The organism is Pseudidiomarina sp. WS423 (assembly GCF_050750165.1).
Classification (GTDB): domain Bacteria; phylum Pseudomonadota; class Gammaproteobacteria; order Enterobacterales; family Alteromonadaceae; genus Pseudidiomarina; species Pseudidiomarina fusca.
Map to the genome: position 1 here is coordinate 150,734 of NZ_JBOJLN010000002.1, position 18,045 is coordinate 168,778.

Genomic DNA, 18,045 nt, shown 5'->3' on the forward strand with positions numbered 1-18,045 from the left:
GCTGCTGCAAACCCTTCTTTATTCAAGCGTGGAATGGTAAGATGTTTTGGTCATCGTGTTGGGCGGATATTTTCGCACGTTTTGACGTTAGGTTGTAGTAACTTATGTGGGCAGTTTATGTGCTTAAGTTACTGAAGCCAGCGGTTAGTACTTGAAACAGTAGCTAAGCTGGCCGAAACAAACAGAATTGCTGCTTTTGAATACAGATTGTCGGTATTTTCGGCAGTTGAATGCAGAACGCAAAAAAATGTTTGACGACTCTAAGAGCAACAGGTAATATTCGCCCCCGTTGTCAGGCCGCGTCCTGCACGGGTTTTTCAAAGATGTCGGCGAGTAGCGCAGCTTGGTAGCGCACTTGTTTTGGGTACAAGGGGTCGCTGGTTCGAATCCAGTCTCGCCGACCATTCTTTGTCAGGATAGAAATGCGCCCGTAGCTCAGCTGGATAGAGCAACGGCCTTCTAAGCCGTCGGTCGCAGGTTCGAATCCTGCCGGGTGCGCCAATACTGCCCTGGCATCAACAGTTTTGAGAAATGGTGGCTGTAGCTCAGTCGGTAGAGCCCCGGATTGTGATTCCGGTTGTCGTGGGTTCAAGTCCCATCAGCCACCCCATCTCTCCCTCAGTAATATATTCCCTGTTTGGTGTCGGCGAGTAGCGCAGCTTGGTAGCGCACTTGTTTTGGGTACAAGGGGTCGCTGGTTCGAATCCAGTCTCGCCGACCATTCTACTATGTCTATACTTCTTCGCTGAATTCTGCTAATACTCTTACATTGAGTTGACTTAACCGTTCGCGTTTAGCATCAAGTTAATGCTAACAACGGGTTGATGCACAGGAAGGCGCATGGCAGCTTCAGGAATAGCGACACAAAATCTCAGTCAAGCAACGAGTGATATTGCGCAACAGCAGTTCGGTTTGCTGATCTCGCAAATCAGTACGCAACTGATCAATAGTACCTCAGCAGAAACCCAGCAACACATAGAACAAGCTTTGGCTGCACTTGCTAGTGGCGGCCGTAAAGATCGCTGTTATGTGTTTTTGTTTGATGAACAGCTCACCACCATGAGCAACACCCATGAGTGGACTGCTCCAGGTATCACGTCTTTTAAAGCTGAGCTCCAAAATATTGATATTGCCGCCATGCCGTGGTTTTTTGAGCAGATGCGCAACCAGGGTCAAGTGGTGGTCGATGATGTCAAGCAACTACCGCCAGCGGCTATCGGCTTTCAGCAAGAACTCACTCGTGAGGGAATTCAAGCGATGATGGCCGTAGGCATGTATTTAGAGCATCGGCTGATGGGCTTTGTCGGCTGTGACTTAGTGCAGCGTCAGCATCACTGGAGCGCGGAAGATATCCAGCAGATGCAGTTGGTGGCAGACATGATCAGTAACACCATCGCGCGGCATCGCACTGAGACGAGGTTACGGCAAGTTGAAGCCGAGTTGCGACTGGCTAATGAGCAATTATTAGCGTTAGCGCATCAAGATAGTCTAACCCAAGTTGCTAACCGGCGCGCTTTAGATAAAAGCCTGAAAGACGAGCTACAACGTGCCAGCCGCATGGGCCGTGAACTCACTTTATTTATGGTTGATATTGATCATTTTAAGCAGCTTAATGATACCTATGGGCATCGTTTAGGCGATTCTGTGCTGGCTGATGTGGCAGAGATTTTAGCGACCCAGTTTAGGCGTAGTGGCGAGCTTGTAGCCCGTTACGGTGGCGATGAATTTGTTGTCATTAGTCCGTTAGTCGACGCCGCCACTGCCCAGACCCTCGCCGCTGCGGTGCTGTATCGTGTACGCGCCCTAAGCTACCCCGAAGGGGCGCAAATAACCGTGAGCATTGGGGTCTATCAATGTATTCCGCAAGCACCTGTGGGAGCTGATAATTTATTACAAGAAGTAGATGCCGCAGTGTATCAAGCGAAGCTAACAGGGCGTAACCTAGTGGTGTTTGTTGCCAATTAGTAACCATTTATTCTCGACTTGAGTAGATCGCTTCGCTATAATGCGGCGTCATTTTGAAGGGTCCCGAATCGTAGTGGGCTCAGGCCAATAGTGAAGCCGAGGTAAAAAAGCAATGCAGGTTTCTGTAGAGACAACCCAAGGATTAGAACGCCGTGCCACTATCACCGTGCCGGCTGAAACCATCGATAAAGAAGTAAAGCGTCTGCTTAAAGACGAGTACCGTAACCGCCGTATCAACGGTTTCCGTAAAGGGAAGGTACCACCGAATGTATTGCAAAAACTGTTCGGCAAAGAAGCCCGTGCACGTGCTGCATCTAACTTGATGCAAAGCAAATACTTCGAAGCAATGATGCAAGAAAAATTAAACCCAGTGGGTGCGCCTGCAATCGAGCCAAAAGTTAACGAAGAAGGTAAAGACTTCGAATTCGTGGCTACGTTTGAAGTGTATCCAGAAGTTAAGGTTGCTGATTTAGATAAATTAGCCATCGAAAAACCAGAAGTAGAAGTGACTGACGCTGACGTTGACACCATGATGGAAACGTTGCGTAAGCAGCACGCTACTTGGAAAGAAGTGAAGCGTAAATCGAAGAAAGATGACCAAATCACCATCGATTTCACTGGCTCGATTGACGGTGAAGAATTTGAAGGTGGCAAAGCATCTGATTTTGCTTTGGAATTAGGCCAAGGCCGAATGATTCCTGGGTTTGAAGATGACATCATTGGCATGAAAGCCGGTGAAGAAAAAACCATCGAAGTGACTTTCCCTGAGGATTATCACGCAGAAAACTTGAAAGGCAAAAAAGCATCTTTTGTGATCGTTGCCAAGAAAGTTGAGACGCGTGAACTGCCTGAGCTAAACGACGAGTTCGTGGCTCTGTTCGGTGTCAAAGAAGGTGGTGTTGACGCATTGAAAGCTGAAGTGCGTAAAAACATGCAGCGTGAACTGAAAAATACCGTTCAAGCGAAAGTGAAAGAACAGGTATTGAAAGGCTTAGTTGAAAGCAACGAAGTGGACGTTCCAAAAGCTATGTTGAGCCAAGAAGTTGACGTATTACGTCGTCAGGCCATGCAACGCTTTGGTGGTAACCAAGCTCAATTACCACAATTGCCAGCCGAATTGTTTGAAGAACAAGCAAAAGAGCGGGTGAAAGTAGGTTTGTTGTTGGGTGAAGTTATTCGTGGCAACGAATTGAAAGTTGACGAGCAAAAAGTTGAAGAAATCATCGACAACAATGCCTCAGCCTACGAAGATCCAACTGAAGTTGTAGCTTACTACAAAGGTAACGAAGAATTGATGCAACAAGTGCGCAATGTTGCCCTTGAAGAGCAAGCAATTGAGTTCATCCTTGGTCAAGCCAAAGTAACGGCGAAAAAGGCCAGCTTTGACGAGTTGATGAACCCAAAAAAATAAGTAAGTGATAGGAATACCGTTAGAACATCATTGACGGCATCCCTAACAACTTGGTTTAATGGCTCGTATATGCTTATACGAGCCATTTTTATTTCAGGAGTCGTAAAATTATGTCGGATATGGCGCTAGATCCAATGGCCCAATTGGTGCCCATGGTAGTAGAACAAACAGCAAAGGGAGAGCGCTCTTACGATATCTATTCGCGCTTACTTAAAGAGCGCGTGATTTTTTGCTGCGGTCAAGTTGAAGACCATATGGCCAACTTAATTGTGGCTCAGTTGCTGTTCTTGGAGTCAGATAACCCAGACAAAGATATTTATCTGTACATCAACTCACCTGGTGGTGCCGTTACGGCAGGTATGGCGATCTATGACACCATGCGTTTTATTAAGCCAGACGTAAGTACCGTGTGTATGGGCCAAGCGGCCAGCATGGGCGCATTCTTACTTGCTGGTGGTGCCAAAGGTAAACGGTTCTGCTTGCCTAATTCACGGGTGATGATTCACCAGCCGTTAGGTGGGTTCCAAGGGCAGGCGTCGGATTTTGAAATTCACGCGCGGCAAATCTTGGATATCAAAGATAAGCTGAACCGGATGTTGGCAGAAAACACTGGCAAAGACTTAGAGCAGGTCGCTAAAGATACCGACCGTGACTACTTTATGTCGGCTGAAGAAGCTGTTAACTACGGCTTAGTTGATAAAGTACTGACCCAACGAGGCGGAGAATAAGATGACGGATAAAACTGAAGGTAAAGGCGAAAAGCCTTTGTTTTGTACCTTCTGCGGTAAAAGTCAGCACGAAGTTCGTAAGCTTATTGCGGGACCATCGGTATTCATCTGTGATGAGTGTGTGGAGCTGTGTAACGATATTCTGGATGAAGAAATTCAGAACATTGCGCCTAAGGATGCACCTAAGCAGTTGCCTAAGCCCCATGAAATTCGCGCCCACTTAGATGAATATGTGATTGGCCAAGAATTAGCGAAAAAGGTCTTAGCAGTAGCTGTTTACAACCACTACAAGCGCTTACAAAGTGCTGCTGTGGGTAAAGACAAGGATGCGGTTGAGCTAGGTAAAAGTAATATTTTGCTGATTGGCCCAACGGGCTCAGGCAAAACCTATTTAGCTGAAACCTTGGCGCGGTTTTTAGATGTGCCCTTTACGATGGCTGATGCAACCACTCTTACCGAAGCTGGCTATGTTGGTGAAGATGTTGAAAACATCATCCAAAAATTACTGCAGAAGTGTGATTACGATGTCGAAAAGGCTCAACGTGGCATCGTCTACATAGATGAAATCGATAAGATTTCGCGTAAGTCAGATAACCCGTCAATTACCCGTGACGTGTCCGGTGAAGGGGTTCAGCAGGCGTTACTGAAACTGATTGAAGGCACGGTTGCAGCGGTGCCGCCACAAGGTGGGCGTAAGCATCCGCAGCAAGAGTTTGTGCAGGTTGATACGTCGAAGATTCTGTTTATCTGTGGTGGTGCTTTTGCTGGCTTAGATAAAGTGATTGAACAGCGTATTAACGAGCATTCTGGGATTGGTTTTGGGGCGGAAGTAAAAAGTAAGAAGCCCAAAGCGGAAGGCGCGGTGATGGCTAAAGTTGAACCAGAAGATTTGGTGAAATTTGGTTTGATCCCTGAATTTATTGGCCGCTTACCGGTACTAGCAACGCTGACTGAACTGGATGAAGACGCCTTGGTGAAAATTCTGAGCGAGCCGAAGAATGCGCTAACCAAGCAATATTCAGCGTTATTCAATATGGAAGGCGTTGACCTAGAGTTTCGTGAAGATGCGTTACGCTCCATTGCACGTAAAGCCATGCAGCGAAAAACCGGTGCACGTGGTTTGCGCTCGATCGTCGAGGCGGTGCTGTTAGATACTATGTACGATCTACCATCAGTAGATAACGTCGAAAAAGTAGTGATTGATGAGTCGGTGATTAAAGGCGAGTCCGATCCTATTTTTATCTATGCGAACAAAGCCGATGAAAAACAGGCTGCTGGTGAATAAAGTTAACATTTAGTCTGAAAAATATGCAAAAAGGGCCATTTAGGCCCTTTTTTTCTGCAAACCATTGAACTTTCGCTGGAGCACCACATATAAAGGGGTAAGATAGAGTGAACTATCACGAACCGGTTACCTGGAGAAGTTTATGAGTGAAGAACGGGTGGAACGTTTAAGTATTCCTGTGCTGCCGCTGCGCGATGTGGTCGTGTATCCGCACATGGTGATTCCTTTGTTCGTGGGGCGCGAAAAATCAATTCGTTGTTTAGAAGCGGCCATGGAGCAAAACAAGCAGATCTTTCTTGCGGCCCAAAAAGATGCAGCAGTAGATGAGCCAGAGCAAGGCGATATCCACCGCATTGGTACGGTAGCGACTATTTTGCAGTTGTTAAAGCTGCCTGATGGTACCGTTAAAGTGTTGGTTGAAGGTAGCCAGCGGGCAGAGATTGAGAATTTTGAGGGCGAGCAGGACTTCTTCCGTGCGCAGGTTCATTACCTTGACTCTGAGGCGATGGATGACAAAGAAGAAGAAGTGATGATCCGCTCGGCGGTGAATCAGTTTGAGGGCTACGTTAAGCTCAACAAGAAGATCCCACCGGAAGTATTGACCTCGTTGTCTGGTATTGAAGAAGCCGACCGGCTAGCCGATACCATGGCCGCGCATATGCCGTTGAAGCTCAACGACAAACAAAAAGTACTCGAGATTACCGATGTGCGCGAACGCCTGGAATTTCTGATGGCGTTGATGGAAGGCGAGATTGATTTACTCCAAGTTGAAAAACGCATCCGTACGCGGGTGAAAAAACAAATGGAGAAGAGCCAACGCGAGTATTATTTGAATGAGCAAATGAAAGCCATTCAAAAAGAATTGGGCGAAATGGAAGATGGCCCTGATGAATTTGAAGCCTTGCAGCGCAAAATTGAAGAGGCGCAAATGCCAGAAGAAGCCGAGAAGAAAACTCGCGCTGAACTGCAAAAATTAAAAATGATGTCACCCATGTCTGCCGAAGCCACCGTGGTGCGCGGCTATATTGACTGGATGGTATCGGTGCCATGGAAAAAACGTTCGCGGATCAAAAAAGATCTCGCTAATGCAGAGAAGATCCTAGATGCCGACCATTACGGCCTAGAAAAGGTGAAAGAACGCATTCTTGAATACCTCGCGGTGCAACAGCGTACCAACAAGGTTCGCGGCGCGATTTTATGCTTAGTAGGGCCGCCAGGTGTGGGTAAAACCTCGTTAGGGCAGTCCATCGCCAAAGCAACCGGGCGTAAATACATTCGGATGGCCTTAGGTGGCGTGCGTGATGAGGCTGAGATTCGTGGCCATCGCCGCACTTATATTGGCTCTATGCCAGGTAAGCTGATTCAGAAAATGGCGAAAGTAGGTGTGCGTAACCCGCTGTTCTTGTTGGATGAAATCGACAAGATGGCCTCGGATATGCGCGGTGATCCAGCATCTGCATTGCTCGAAGTGTTAGACCCTGAGCAAAACGTTAATTTTAACGACCACTATTTAGAAGTGGATTATGATCTATCGGATGTGATGTTCGTGGCTACCTCAAATAGCATGAATATCCCCGGCCCGCTGTTAGACCGGATGGAAGTGATTCGCCTGTCGGGTTATACCGAAGATGAAAAGCTCAACATTGCTAAACGGCATTTGTTGCCCAAGCAAATTGAACGGGCGGGCCTAAAAGCTAAAGAAATTGAGATCACCGATGCTGCTATTACCGGCATTATTCGGTACTACACCCGTGAAGCTGGGGTTCGTAACTTAGAGCGTGAAATTTCGCGGTTGTGTCGCAAAGCAGTGAAGCAACTGGTGCTAGATAGCAGCATTAAACATGTGGCGATAACCGGTGATAATCTTGCTGATTACTTGGGCGTACAGCGCTTTGACTTTGGTCGCGCCGAAGAGAACAACCAAGTGGGGCAGGTGACTGGTTTGGCTTGGACCGAAGTAGGTGGAGACCTATTGACCATTGAAGCTACCAATGTTGCAGGTAAAGGCAAAATTACCTCAACCGGCTCTTTGGGTGACGTGATGCAAGAATCTATCCAGACCGCTTTAACTGTGGTGCGTAGCCGTGCTAACAAATTAGGCATTCCGGAAGATTTTCATGAGAAACGGGACATCCACGTGCACGTTCCTGAAGGCGCTACGCCGAAGGACGGCCCCAGTGCTGGTATCGCCATGGTAACCGCGTTGGTGAGCTCGTTAACTGAGATTCCGGTACGTGCTGATGTGGCCATGACGGGTGAAATCACATTGCGCGGTGAAGTGTTAGCCATTGGCGGCTTAAAAGAGAAGCTGTTGGCTGCACACCGTGGTGGGATTAAGCATGTGCTAATTCCTAAAGACAATGAGCGTGATTTAAAAGAAATTAGCGATGCGGTGAAAGGCGACTTGCTGATTCAACCGGTACAGTGGATTGATGAAGTCTTGTCAGTAGCTTTGGAGCGAGTACCACAATCGTCATAATTGGCGAATTTATAGCCGATTTACGTAAAGATGCGGGCTAGACGCAGAAAATATGCCAGCAGCCCGCATTCTTTCGTTAAAAAAAACGTGAAAAAGGGTTCTCAATCTAAAATCTTGTGGTAGCCTAGAGTCAAAGTGATTGGTCAGACGCTCACAACCATAGACTCTGACATGCCACTTGGCGATGGGTTAATATGGAAGCAGTCTGCTAACCTATCGCAATAGCTTGAACATTTTGTTCTAGCTTGTTATAACCTTGTGTAGCCCCCAACAAAAATGCACATACAACGCATGGGACGCTAACAAATTTGATAATAACAATCTAAGGGGATGATACTGTGAACAAGTCTCAGTTAGTTGATAAAATTGCAGACGGAGCAGATATTTCAAAAGCGGCAGCTGGACGTGCTCTCGATTCTTTCATCGAAGCAGTTACTGAAGCTTTGAAAGGTGGCGAGCAAGTAGCTCTAGTTGGTTTTGGTACTTTCAGTGTTCGTGAGCGTTCAGCTCGCACTGGTCGTAACCCACAAACTGGCGACACCATTCAGATCGCTGCTGCTAAAGTACCTTCTTTCAAAGCCGGTAAAGCACTGAAAGATTCAGTAAACTAATAAAAGTGGAGCGGTAGTTCAGCTGGTTAGAATACCGGCCTGTCACGCCGGGGGTCGCGGGTTCGAGTCCCGTCCGCTCCGCCAGCTTTAGCTGAAAGTAACCCGAAGCCTGTCTTCGGGTTATTTTTTTTGTGCAAGAGCAGATATAATACCCGCCCAGACACTGGGAAAATTTGAGGTTAAGTGGATTATGTTGGATAGGATTAGAGAAGGCTCGCAAAGTTTTGTAGTGAAAGCCGTCTTAGTGCTGATAGCCTTAACGTTTGCACTTGCAGGTATTGGCGGTTATATCAGTAATGCGCCAGAGCCAAGCGTAGCGACGGTTAATGGTGAGGATATTACTCGGGTTGAGTTTGACCGTGCTTTAGAAAATGAACGTGCGCGCCAACAGCAACAGTTGGGCGATTTCTACGATACGTTAGCCACTGATCCGAGCTTTAATCAGCGCTTACGTAACCAAGTGGTCAACGATTTGGTCAATCAAAAACTGGTTGAGCAATATGCGCGTGACAACGGGTTGCGGGCATCAGACGAGCAGGTGCGTGAAGCTATTCGTGCTATTCCTGCGTTTAACGTCGCCGGTCAGTTTGATAACGACACTTATCGAATCACCCTGAACAGCCTAGGTTATACGCCAGAAGGCTTTGCCGAAGCGTTACGTAAAGATTTAGCACGCTCGCAAGTGTTAGAGGCGGTCGTGAATACCGAATTTGCACTAGCAGCAGAAGCCGTGGCGATTCAAAAGTTAGTGAATCAGCAGCGTAGTGGTGCTTATCGTACCTTTGCACTTGATAGCTATTTAGCTCAAGTTGATGTTTCAGACGACGAAATTCAGCAGTGGTATGACAATAACTCTAATTTATTTGCGGTGCCAGAAAGCGTGCAAGTTGAATTTGTAGCGCTAGATGCCGGCGCCATTGCCGAATCCGTCACTATTGATGAGCAGATGGTGCGTGAATGGTATGAAGGCAATCGCAGTGCTTACGAGTCAGCGGCTCAGTATCGCTTCTCGCACATTCTGATTGAAGGTGATGATGCCGCGGCGCGCAATAAAGCCCAAGAAGTGGTCGATAAGTTGTCTGAGGGTGCCGATTTTGCCGCACTCGCTGGCGAGTATTCGGATGACACTTTCTCGGCTGAAAACGGCGGTGATTTAGATTTCATCCAGCCTGGTACTATGGATCCTGACTTTGAAGAAGCGGCCTTTGCCCTTGCTGAAGTAGGCGACGTTAGTGGTGTGGTCGAAACCAGTTTTGGTTTCCATGTGATCAAGTTAACCGACAAGCAAGAAGGTAGCGTCACGCCATTTGCTGAAGTACGCGACGAGATCATCGCTGACATGCAAGATGAGCGAGTCAAACAAGCTTATTATGAGCAGCAGCAAAAAGTAGCAGAGCTGGCCTTTGAAATGCCTGATACGTTGCAGCCCGTAGCTGATGAAGTGGGTTTGCAGGTACGTAACAGCGATTGGTTTAACCGCCAAACGGCGCCATCAGCCTTGAACCATCCGGCGGTATTACAGCAAGTGTTTGGTGATACTTTGCTGCAGGAACGTCTGAACAGCGACTTGATTGAAGTGAATGATACGCAATCGGTAGTGGTTCGCGTAACTGATTACCGTGCTGCCTCAATTAAGAGTCTGGATGAGGTTCGTGAGCAAGTGGTGAGTAACTTGCAGCAAGAGAAAGCTCAGCAACTGGCGCGCGCCGACGCTGAAGCAGTCATTGCCGCCCTCCGTGCTGGTGAAGCCGTTAGCGGCCTTACTGAGCTAACTGCTATCGATCGTCGTAATGCTGATTTGCCACGTGCTGTTGTGCAGAGCTTATTCGAGCAGGCTGCTCCAGCAGCAGGTGCTGTGCAAGCTGACGTGGTAGAAATGAATAACGGTGGTTTAGCTCTAGTTCAGTTGACTAGTGTAAGCGCCGGCGATGTAGATGAGGCGACTCAGCAACAGATGCAAGAACAGCTGGAAAATAGCTTTGCGCAGCAAAGTTATGAGGCTTTCTTAAGTGCGTTACGCGACCAAGGTGATGTTGAAATTAGCTTAACTAGTAGTAGCAACAACTAAACGGTGCGTTCCCCAATAAAAAGCCTTGAAGTTGATCACTTCAAGGCTTTTTTATTGGGTGGCATATGGCATTATCAAGGTGTTAGTGCTTACTGCGGATAAAGTGCTGGTAAGACGTTCTGCTGTTGCTTGGTTTTGCTGGATTTCACGTGGTTCTTATAAGCCGCTTGTAAACTTCTCAACAGGGCCTTGCCTTCTTGCCAGGATGGTTGGTCAGGAGCCGAGGCGACGCTGTGGTGGCCAAATCGACAGCTTAATAAGTGGTTAATTTGGCTGGTTAGCGGCGGGTGAGCAAAATGCCGGCTAAGCTCGGTCAAATCATGGATAGGCTGGCCCAGTATCGAGTTTGCCCATGCACGCAGAGCTTGGTCTGTCGCCGCGGCTTGATTTGCTTGGCAGGCTTGCTGCAGTTGTTGCCATAAAGCACCACTTAGAGCGTGGCGAACAGAATCGCTGGTAGCGCTGGTGGCGTTAGTTTGCGGCTGGCGTGATTGACGTTGCTGGCGTCGCCAATAGCTAGCAAAAAGGCTAAGGGTTATCACCCAAAGAGCGGCAAATAAAGCTGCTAACCAATACCACAGGCGGTTGTTTGGCGAACTACTCTGGGCAGACGCTGCTGGCCCTTGCTGATTCATCTCGGTAGCGCTTGGGGCTTGGCTGGGGGCCGAACTGACATCAGTAGGATTGCTTGGATACTCATTTGCTGTGGCTGAGCCATTGATGGCCACGTTAAAAGTGAGTTGGTCGGTACTAGCGACCTGCCGCTGCTGGGTGCGCGTGTTAAACCAAGGCAGCGTAAAAGAGGGAAGCTCTAGGGTACCGCCTTGGCGAGGAATAATGGCAATGGTTTGGCTACGCTGAGCTATTAGATTGTCGTTACGCACCGCTTGGTTGAGTTGGGGCGTCTCTGGATAGATGCTCACCCCAGCGATGTCTGGTAACTGCAACGCCGGCAATTGGTCGGGGCTTACTCCCATCGCTGTAGTACGTAGCGTTAAGGTAAGCGGCTGGCCTTGCTGTAACTGCTGTGCTGGGTCTATATCTGTTTCTAGGGTTAAGGTGACCAAATCAGCCGGTAGCCAGTCGCCTTGCCAACTACTCGGGATCGGCTGTACCAGTAGTTCAATAGGTTCCGCACTGGCAGTTACCGGCTCGGTGGTGCTCATGGAAGAAAAAATAGAACGACCACTATCCTTGCTGATCAAACCTTCAAACATAGGCCCATTAAGGGTAAATTGGCCGGAGCGCTGCGGCGTGATCAAATAGGTTCGCTGGTACACCTGATAGCGTTTGCCATCAATAATTTCATAGTTTTCTTGGTCTTGCCCAAATTGAGTGATTTCAGCATCGGCCAGCTCGGGGGCGATGAGATTGCCGCTATGCAAATTAGCCGCTAAGTAGAGTCGCGATATCAGTTTAAATTGTTGCTGCACATAAACCTGAGTGGACTCAACGCTGGTGCGAATAAAGGCTGGCTGGGATTCGCTTAGAGCATCCGCTTGATCACTAGCTAATAGCGTCAGTTCTATGGGTTGGCTGCTAACATCGCCAACACTTAGGGCTGGAATAGTCAGGGTGCCGACCTGTTGTGGTGCCTGTAAACTGAACACGAAGGTGGTGGTGCGACTCATGTCACCATTAATCACTCGGGTACTACGAGAAGAACGCGAATTAACAATTCGAAACTGATTTAACTGTTGCTCGACATTTATTTCATCTTGGTCGATATCATCATTTACCGTAACTGTTAAGTTAAATAGCTGGCCTGCCAACACCGGATTTCTATCCACACTGGCAATCACCTCAGTAGGTTCGGCAAGGGCCTGGGGTAAGCTCAGTAAGCCTACGACCAAGATGCTAGCTAGCATTAAAAGTTGACGAGATATTACCACTCTTGCTGTACTCCTTTGGGTTTTCTATTGCCGCGGCGCTGTTGCGCTTCGCGTAGCATTTTATTGCGCAGTAGCACGGCTGGGTCATCCTCAATGCGATTCAGCCATTGCTCCATTTGCTGCCGCTGTTCGTCGCTGACGTTTTGCTGTTGTTCCGCTGCAGATAAGGCTTGGGATTGCTCCTCGCCTTGTTGCTCAGCCTGCGGTTCGGTCTGTTCTGGCGTCGCCGCGTCTTCTTCTTCTTGGCCTGGCTCGTCGGCTGGAGCTTGGTCCTCAGCGTCGGTACGATCATTTTGCTCAGCTTGTTGACCCTCAGCATCAGTATCGCTGCTGCTGCCCTCACCATCCTTTTGCTGTTGCTGGCCGGTGTTATTATCGCTGGACGGGTTGTCTTGCTGTTGTTCTTGTTGCTGCTGCAGGGTCTCGGCTAGCGCTTTATTTTCCTGTGCCTCTGGCCAGTCTGGGCGGCGTGTCAAAGCCGCAGCATAGCTGTTGGCAGCTTCTTGATAGCGGCCTAACTGCATCAGACTATTGCCTTGATTGTAAAAGCCTTCAGCGCTATCAACTTGGGAGAAATCAACCAAGGCTTGGTCATAATTGCCGGCGCGGTAATTAGCTGTACCCCGTTGCCAAGGGTCGGTCGCAGTCGCCGCCGCTTGTTCATAATCTTGTTGTTGCAGGGCTTGGTCCGCCTGTTGATAGGGCGTTTGCCACAGCTGTTGCCACTGTTGCAGCCATTGCTGTGACGAGGCTGCTGGCGCAGCCGAGTTTTGGTTGGATGAGCTCTGGTTCGATGAACTTTGGTTTGACGAGTTCTGGCCTGACGGGGTTTGGGCCAGCGCCGGGCTACTGGTTAAGCCGCTGAGCAGCACTAGACTGCCAGCTAGCATCAGTGTTTGGCTCACCAGCGCTAACCAGCTGCTGGATAAATTTTTGCCAGGTAAGGCTTGTAGAACCTGAGTTAAAGCTCCAGCTCGAGCGAGCGGCAGTAGCAGCAACGCTGCCACAACTAAGAGCCAGGGGCCGGCTTCTTGCCACTGGTCGCCGGCTTGACCTTCGGTGAGCTCACCGTCACGGCTCAAGGGCGGCTGACTACCTAGGTAATCAAGATCCTGTTGGTCACTGCGGATGATACTGAAGCGTCCCCCGGCACGTTTGGCCAGACTCTCCAAACGGCTGAATTGCACCGTGGGCACAACCACCGAGCCGCTACTATCGCGGTAAAGCTGGCCGGAAGGTAATTGAATAGGGGCGCCGGTTGCGGTGGCAACCGCTAGAACGCTTACGCGATGGCCACTGCTACTGATGAAGTTATAGATATCCTGTTGGTCGGCCGTTTGAATACCGTCGGTGACCCAATAAATGTCACCTTGCGGGTAGCCCGCTGCACGCAACAACTCATCGGCTTGACGCAAGCCGGCCAGCGGATTACTGCCAAGTTCTGGCATGATATCTGGGCTTAAGGCGCGAATTAAGTTCACTAGGTTAGCGCCGTCATTGGTTAACGGACTAATCGTAAAGGCGTCACCAGCATACGCCACTAAACCCACTTCGCCATCCAGCCGTTCGCGCACTAAATCAGTGACTTTAAAGCGCAACTGAGTGAGCCGATTGGGCGGTAAATCCGTGCTGTACATAGATAGCGACATATCTACCACCACCACACTGCCAGCATTCAACTGGTAAACCGGTTGTGGCAGCCGTTGCCAGGTAGGGCCAGCGAGTGCCAAGTTGATGCAGAGGAGGGCGAGTAACGCGCAATACAGCGGCCACACCTGGCGCTGTGCCGCGGCTTTAGGTAACAGCACCGGTTGTAAATGGGCTGGCAGTAACTGGTGCCAGCCACCACTCGCGCTACGCTGGCGCAGCCAAGTCCAAGCCAGTAGTGCCAGCGGAAGCAGTCCTAGTAACCACCAAGGGCGCAGAAGCTGAAATTCACTCATGAGCGACCTCCTGCTGCTGGTCTGAAACGGCGTAGCAGCCAAGGGAGTAGGCCAGCGAGCAGCATCATTGCCCAGGCAAGCCCTAGTGGCCAAAAGAAAAGTGCTGTCTGTGGGCGCCGTTGCTGACTCTCTGCTTGAATGGGCTCGAACTCATCTAAGCGTTGGTAGATTTGCTCCAGCTCGCTGGTAGAGCGGGCGCGGAAATATTCCCCACCGGTGCTATTAGCTAAGTTGCGTAGCATATCTTCATCTAGGTCGCGGCTAGGATTCACGCGGCGTTGACCAAAATAACCCTCCACAATCACTTCTTCAGCACCCACCCCAATGGCATAAATTTTCACCCCATGATACTGCGCCAGTTGTAGCGCTTGCTCTGGTGAGACATTACCCGCGGTATTTTGGCCGTCGGTGAGCAAAATGATGATTTTGTTCGACTGCTCGCGGGCAATAAAGCGTTTCACGCTCAGCGCAATAGCATCACCAATGGCGGTACGTTCACCAATTAAGCGCAGTTCGGCTTCATCTAACAGCTGTTTGATGCTGTCTCTATCGTAGCTCATGGGAGCTTGCACGTAAGCAGTATCAGCAAATAGGATCAAGCCAAGACGGTCGCCCACGCGGCGGGCAATAAAATCCCCCATCACATGCTTAACCATGGTCAGTCGGTCGACTTGTTCACCCGCTATTTCCATGTCGGCAATTTCCATACTGCCGGATAAGTCGATAGCCAAAATCATTTCTCGCCCTTCGTTGCGCGCGCTCACCGGTTCGCCTAACCACTGGGGTTGCATTAACGCCAGTACCAGCAGGGTCCAAATTAACCCGGCCATCCATTTACGCCAGCCCAGCCGCGAGTGGCGTTCAATCCTTGTGGTTGCTGTAACGGGTAGCACCGGCAGCCGCAATGCCACCAACGGTGGATGGGCAGCTGGTAGCAACCGCCACACCAACCACGGCAGCGGCCACAGTAGTGCAGCCCACCACCAAGCAAACTCAATCATGCTGGCCTCCTTGCACTGGTGCCGCTGAGCGCTTCGGCTTCGGTGGCAGGGCATGCTGCACCCAGAGCAGGGCAAAACGCTGATAGTCAGCCAATTGCTGAGGCGTTAACGGGGCTTTTTGGTAGCTTAACAGCGGCCCCTGTTGCAGCAACTCAGCCAGTTGTTGCTGGTGCCGTGGCGGTAATTGCTGGGCTAGAAATTGCCACCACAAAGGGCCCTGTAGAGCACTGATTTGTGAGCGCGGAAAATAACCCAAGGCGGCTTGTTTTAGCTGCAAATTAAGTTGCCCTAAACTGTCTGCTGGGGATTGTTTTAATTGTTTTAAAGCGGCTCGTTGCGGCCGGCGGCGCTGCCACGCTCGCCAGCTCAGCCAGCTCGCGCTAATCAGCACAACTAAGACCAATAAAGTTAGTACCCACCAACCCGGAGCTAAAGGCCACCAATGCGCAGCAGGTGCGGCCACGATGTCGTGCATGGTCTCTAATGGGTTGCCATTATCAAGCCAGGTCATAGGCGTACTCCTGGCCATTGTGACTCCAGCGGTGTGGCGGCAGAAAACTGCCACAGCTCTAGCGCTTGTTGTTGAAACTGTTGGACCAACTGTTGTTGCCATGCGGCGGCAGCGTTAGCGTACTGTTGCTGCTGATGGGCTTGGTGTGGGTCAAACTGCCATTCCACCTGACCATCAGTGAGCGCTAGCTGTTCGGAAATTTGCGCTTGTGCCACGGCTTCTAGACTAAGCTCAAGGGGGTCGACTAACTGCATCGGAACTAACTGACAGTGGCGTTGCAGTGCCAACAAAGCTTGCACAGCCGCAGTATCTGCCGGCTGCTGACTATTCGTTAGTAAGCCTCGCCAGTCGCTGATCACATACACCAAGGTGCCGGGTTTGGCGACCTGCAGGGTACGTTGCAGCAAATAGGGTAATACACTGGCGCGCTCTTGATGGGGTTGCTGCCAGTTCTGTAGCGCCTGATTTTGTGCGGTTACGAGCTGCTGGATGATGCGGGTCACTGCGTGCTCGCGAGCTTGCGGTCGCAATTCAATATGCTGGGGTTGGCTCTGTGCCGACGGAGTGCTTGCCAATAGGGCGCCGACGCGATCGCCACGGGCAACGGCTAGCCATGCTAAGGCACTGGCTAGATGGCAAGCTTGTACCGATTTGAGTAACAGTTGCGAGCCAAATTGCATGCTGTCACTAAAATCGACCACCAGCAACACCGGGCGTTCTCGTTCCTCACGAAACAACTTGGTGTGTGGCGTACCAGTGCGAGCGGTGACGCGCCAATCAATCGCTCGAATATCATCGCCAGCTTGGTAATGACGAAACTCGTCAAACTCCATCCCGCGCCCTTTGACTTTGCTCAGTAAGGCGCCACTACGACCTGGCTTCAGGCGTGGCCGCAAGCGCGCTAGGGCTGCAGCTTTACTGCGGTAGTACATCAGCTCGTGGGCTGCTACCTTAACCCCGTCGCTGTGCCATTGTGCTAACCAAGTAGCGGCCGTTTCATGCATGCTGTTAGCCATTAAGGTGCTGGGACTAGCTCAATAATTTTGCTCAATACAGTATCAGCATCGATACCATCAGCTTCCGCTTGATAACTCAAAATGATGCGGTGCCTTAACACGTGAGCAAACACATAATGAATATCATCAGGGGTCACAAAGTCACGTTGGTTTAACCAAGCTCTAGCTCTTGCACAGCGGTCGAGGGCAATGGTGGCCCGCGGACTAGCGCCGTAACTCAACCAGCGGGCTAAATCCGCTGAATAAAAATCTGGGGTGCGGGTGGCAATAATCAGTTGTACTAAATATTCTTCAACGCTGTCGTCCATATAAATTTCTAGGACTTCACGACGGGCCGCAAAAATATCCGCTTGCGTGACGGGGCTTGGCATGCTTGCTTGCCCCTCGAGTTCTTCGCCGCGCGTCAGGCGCAAAATATCACGCTCGACTGCAGCATTGGGATAATCCAAGTTGAGTTGCATCAAAAAGCGATCCAACTGCGCCTCTGGCAGCGGGTAAGTGCCTTCTTGTTCAAGCGGGTTCTGGGTAGCCAGCACCATAAACAACGGCGGCAGCTTGTAGGTGGTTTGACCCACGGTGATTTGCCGCTCGGCCATAGCCTCTAATAAAGCTGATTGTACTTTCGCTGGGGCGCGGTTAATTTCATCTGCTAGAATGATGTTATGAAACAGCGGCCCCTGCTGAAACTCAAAGCTACCGGTTTCGGCGCGATAGATGTCGGTTCCAGTTAAATCCGCAGGCAACAAATCAGGCGTGAACTGCACCCGGTGAAAGCTGCCTTCAATCCCTGTGGCTAAGGCATTAACCGCACGGGTCTTGGCCAGCCCAGGTGGGCCTTCAACCAATAGGTGGCCATCAGCTAAAATGGCAATGAGTAGGCCCTCAGTAAATTCGGGCTGGCCGATAACTTGACTATTAAGATAGGCGTGCAAGGCTTGGAACTGTTCGGCTGCCATTCTGATCCTCTTCTGTTACTCGAGCTGTTGTAGCAAGAACTGGGCTGTATGGTCGCTGTGATACCGCGGTGACGATTGATAGCTACTATGCATGATACTATCAGTTACTAGTGTAAGTTGAGACTTTACCTAAAACAACGGTTTAAATCTCGAGCAAGACCCGCTAAAATTTGTAACCA

13 protein-coding genes and 5 tRNA genes are annotated in these 18,045 nt (G+C 49.9%); 12 read left to right on the top strand and 6 right to left on the bottom strand.

From position 1 onward, the window contains the following. Positions 1-327: 327 nt before the first annotated feature. The 12 genes from ACQ661_RS03715 (at position 328) to ppiD (ending at position 10,547) form a co-directional block, all read left to right on the top strand. Positions 328-404, top strand: a tRNA-Pro gene (locus ACQ661_RS03715). A gap of 20 nt (positions 405-424) precedes the next feature. Then, positions 425-501 (top strand) — tRNA-Arg (locus tag ACQ661_RS03720). Between the two features lie 33 nt (positions 502-534). Continuing rightward, positions 535-610: transfer RNA gene (locus tag ACQ661_RS03725), tRNA-His, on the top strand. A gap of 34 nt (positions 611-644) precedes the next feature. Further along, positions 645-721 (top strand) — tRNA-Pro (locus ACQ661_RS03730). 119 nt (positions 722-840) lie between these two features. Continuing rightward, positions 841-1,965, top strand: coding sequence for a GGDEF domain-containing protein (locus tag ACQ661_RS03735; RefSeq protein ID WP_313932452.1), 1,125 nt, complete (start codon positions 841-843; stop codon positions 1,963-1,965). A gap of 112 nt (positions 1,966-2,077) precedes the next feature. Beyond that, a complete protein-coding gene (gene tig, locus ACQ661_RS03740) occupies positions 2,078-3,376 on the top strand; it encodes a trigger factor (RefSeq protein WP_313932451.1) in 1,299 nt (432 codons plus the stop codon). Positions 3,377-3,486: 110 nt separating this feature from the next. After that, the gene (clpP, locus tag ACQ661_RS03745; protein ID WP_092855810.1) at positions 3,487-4,104 is read left to right on the top strand and encodes an ATP-dependent Clp endopeptidase proteolytic subunit ClpP; all 618 of its coding nucleotides are present in this window, start codon (positions 3,487-3,489) and stop codon (positions 4,102-4,104) included. A gap of 1 nt (position 4,105) precedes the next feature. Next, the gene (gene clpX / locus ACQ661_RS03750) at positions 4,106-5,389 is read left to right on the top strand and encodes an ATP-dependent protease ATP-binding subunit ClpX (RefSeq protein WP_110074828.1); all 1,284 of its coding nucleotides are present in this window, start codon (positions 4,106-4,108) and stop codon (positions 5,387-5,389) included. A gap of 142 nt (positions 5,390-5,531) precedes the next feature. Then, the gene (lon, locus tag ACQ661_RS03755) at positions 5,532-7,868 is read left to right on the top strand and encodes an endopeptidase La (protein ID WP_110074827.1); all 2,337 of its coding nucleotides are present in this window, start codon (positions 5,532-5,534) and stop codon (positions 7,866-7,868) included. Positions 7,869-8,206: 338 nt separating this feature from the next. Continuing rightward, a complete protein-coding gene (gene hupB, locus ACQ661_RS03760) occupies positions 8,207-8,479 on the top strand; it encodes a nucleoid-associated protein HU-beta (RefSeq protein WP_110074826.1) in 273 nt (90 codons plus the stop codon). Between the two features lie 7 nt (positions 8,480-8,486). Next, positions 8,487-8,563: transfer RNA gene (locus ACQ661_RS03765), tRNA-Asp, on the top strand. A gap of 106 nt (positions 8,564-8,669) precedes the next feature. Beyond that, entirely contained in the window at positions 8,670-10,547 is a 1,878-nt protein-coding gene (gene ppiD / locus ACQ661_RS03770; protein WP_431667672.1) for a peptidylprolyl isomerase, read from the top strand. 89 nt (positions 10,548-10,636) lie between these two features. Here ppiD and ACQ661_RS03775 read toward each other — a convergent pair whose 3' ends face one another. Genes ACQ661_RS03775 through ACQ661_RS03800 form a run of 6 tightly spaced genes read right to left on the bottom strand, consistent with a single transcriptional unit; the run spans position 10,637 to position 17,866 of the window. Next, positions 10,637-12,439 (bottom strand): BatD family protein, encoded by a 1,803-nt coding sequence (locus tag ACQ661_RS03775; RefSeq protein WP_313932448.1) that lies wholly within the window; start codon positions 12,437-12,439, stop codon positions 10,637-10,639. Further along, a complete protein-coding gene (locus tag ACQ661_RS03780) occupies positions 12,433-14,382 on the bottom strand; it encodes a VWA domain-containing protein (protein WP_313932447.1) in 1,950 nt (649 codons plus the stop codon). The genes ACQ661_RS03775 and ACQ661_RS03780 overlap by 7 nt, the downstream gene beginning before the upstream one ends. Then, positions 14,379-15,383, bottom strand: coding sequence for a vWA domain-containing protein (locus ACQ661_RS03785; protein WP_431667673.1), 1,005 nt, complete (start codon positions 15,381-15,383; stop codon positions 14,379-14,381). Before ACQ661_RS03785 ends, ACQ661_RS03780 begins: the two co-directional genes overlap by 4 nt. Beyond that, positions 15,376-15,894: a DUF4381 domain-containing protein gene (locus ACQ661_RS03790; RefSeq protein WP_431667674.1), complete on the bottom strand. Its 519-nt coding sequence runs from the start codon at positions 15,892-15,894 to the stop codon at positions 15,376-15,378. Before ACQ661_RS03790 ends, ACQ661_RS03785 begins: the two co-directional genes overlap by 8 nt. Continuing rightward, the gene (locus ACQ661_RS03795; RefSeq protein ID WP_431667675.1) at positions 15,891-16,898 is read right to left on the bottom strand and encodes a DUF58 domain-containing protein; all 1,008 of its coding nucleotides are present in this window, start codon (positions 16,896-16,898) and stop codon (positions 15,891-15,893) included. Before ACQ661_RS03795 ends, ACQ661_RS03790 begins: the two co-directional genes overlap by 4 nt. A gap of 11 nt (positions 16,899-16,909) precedes the next feature. Next, the gene (locus ACQ661_RS03800) at positions 16,910-17,866 is read right to left on the bottom strand and encodes an AAA family ATPase (protein ID WP_110074820.1); all 957 of its coding nucleotides are present in this window, start codon (positions 17,864-17,866) and stop codon (positions 16,910-16,912) included. Positions 17,867-18,045: the final 179 nt, after the last annotated feature.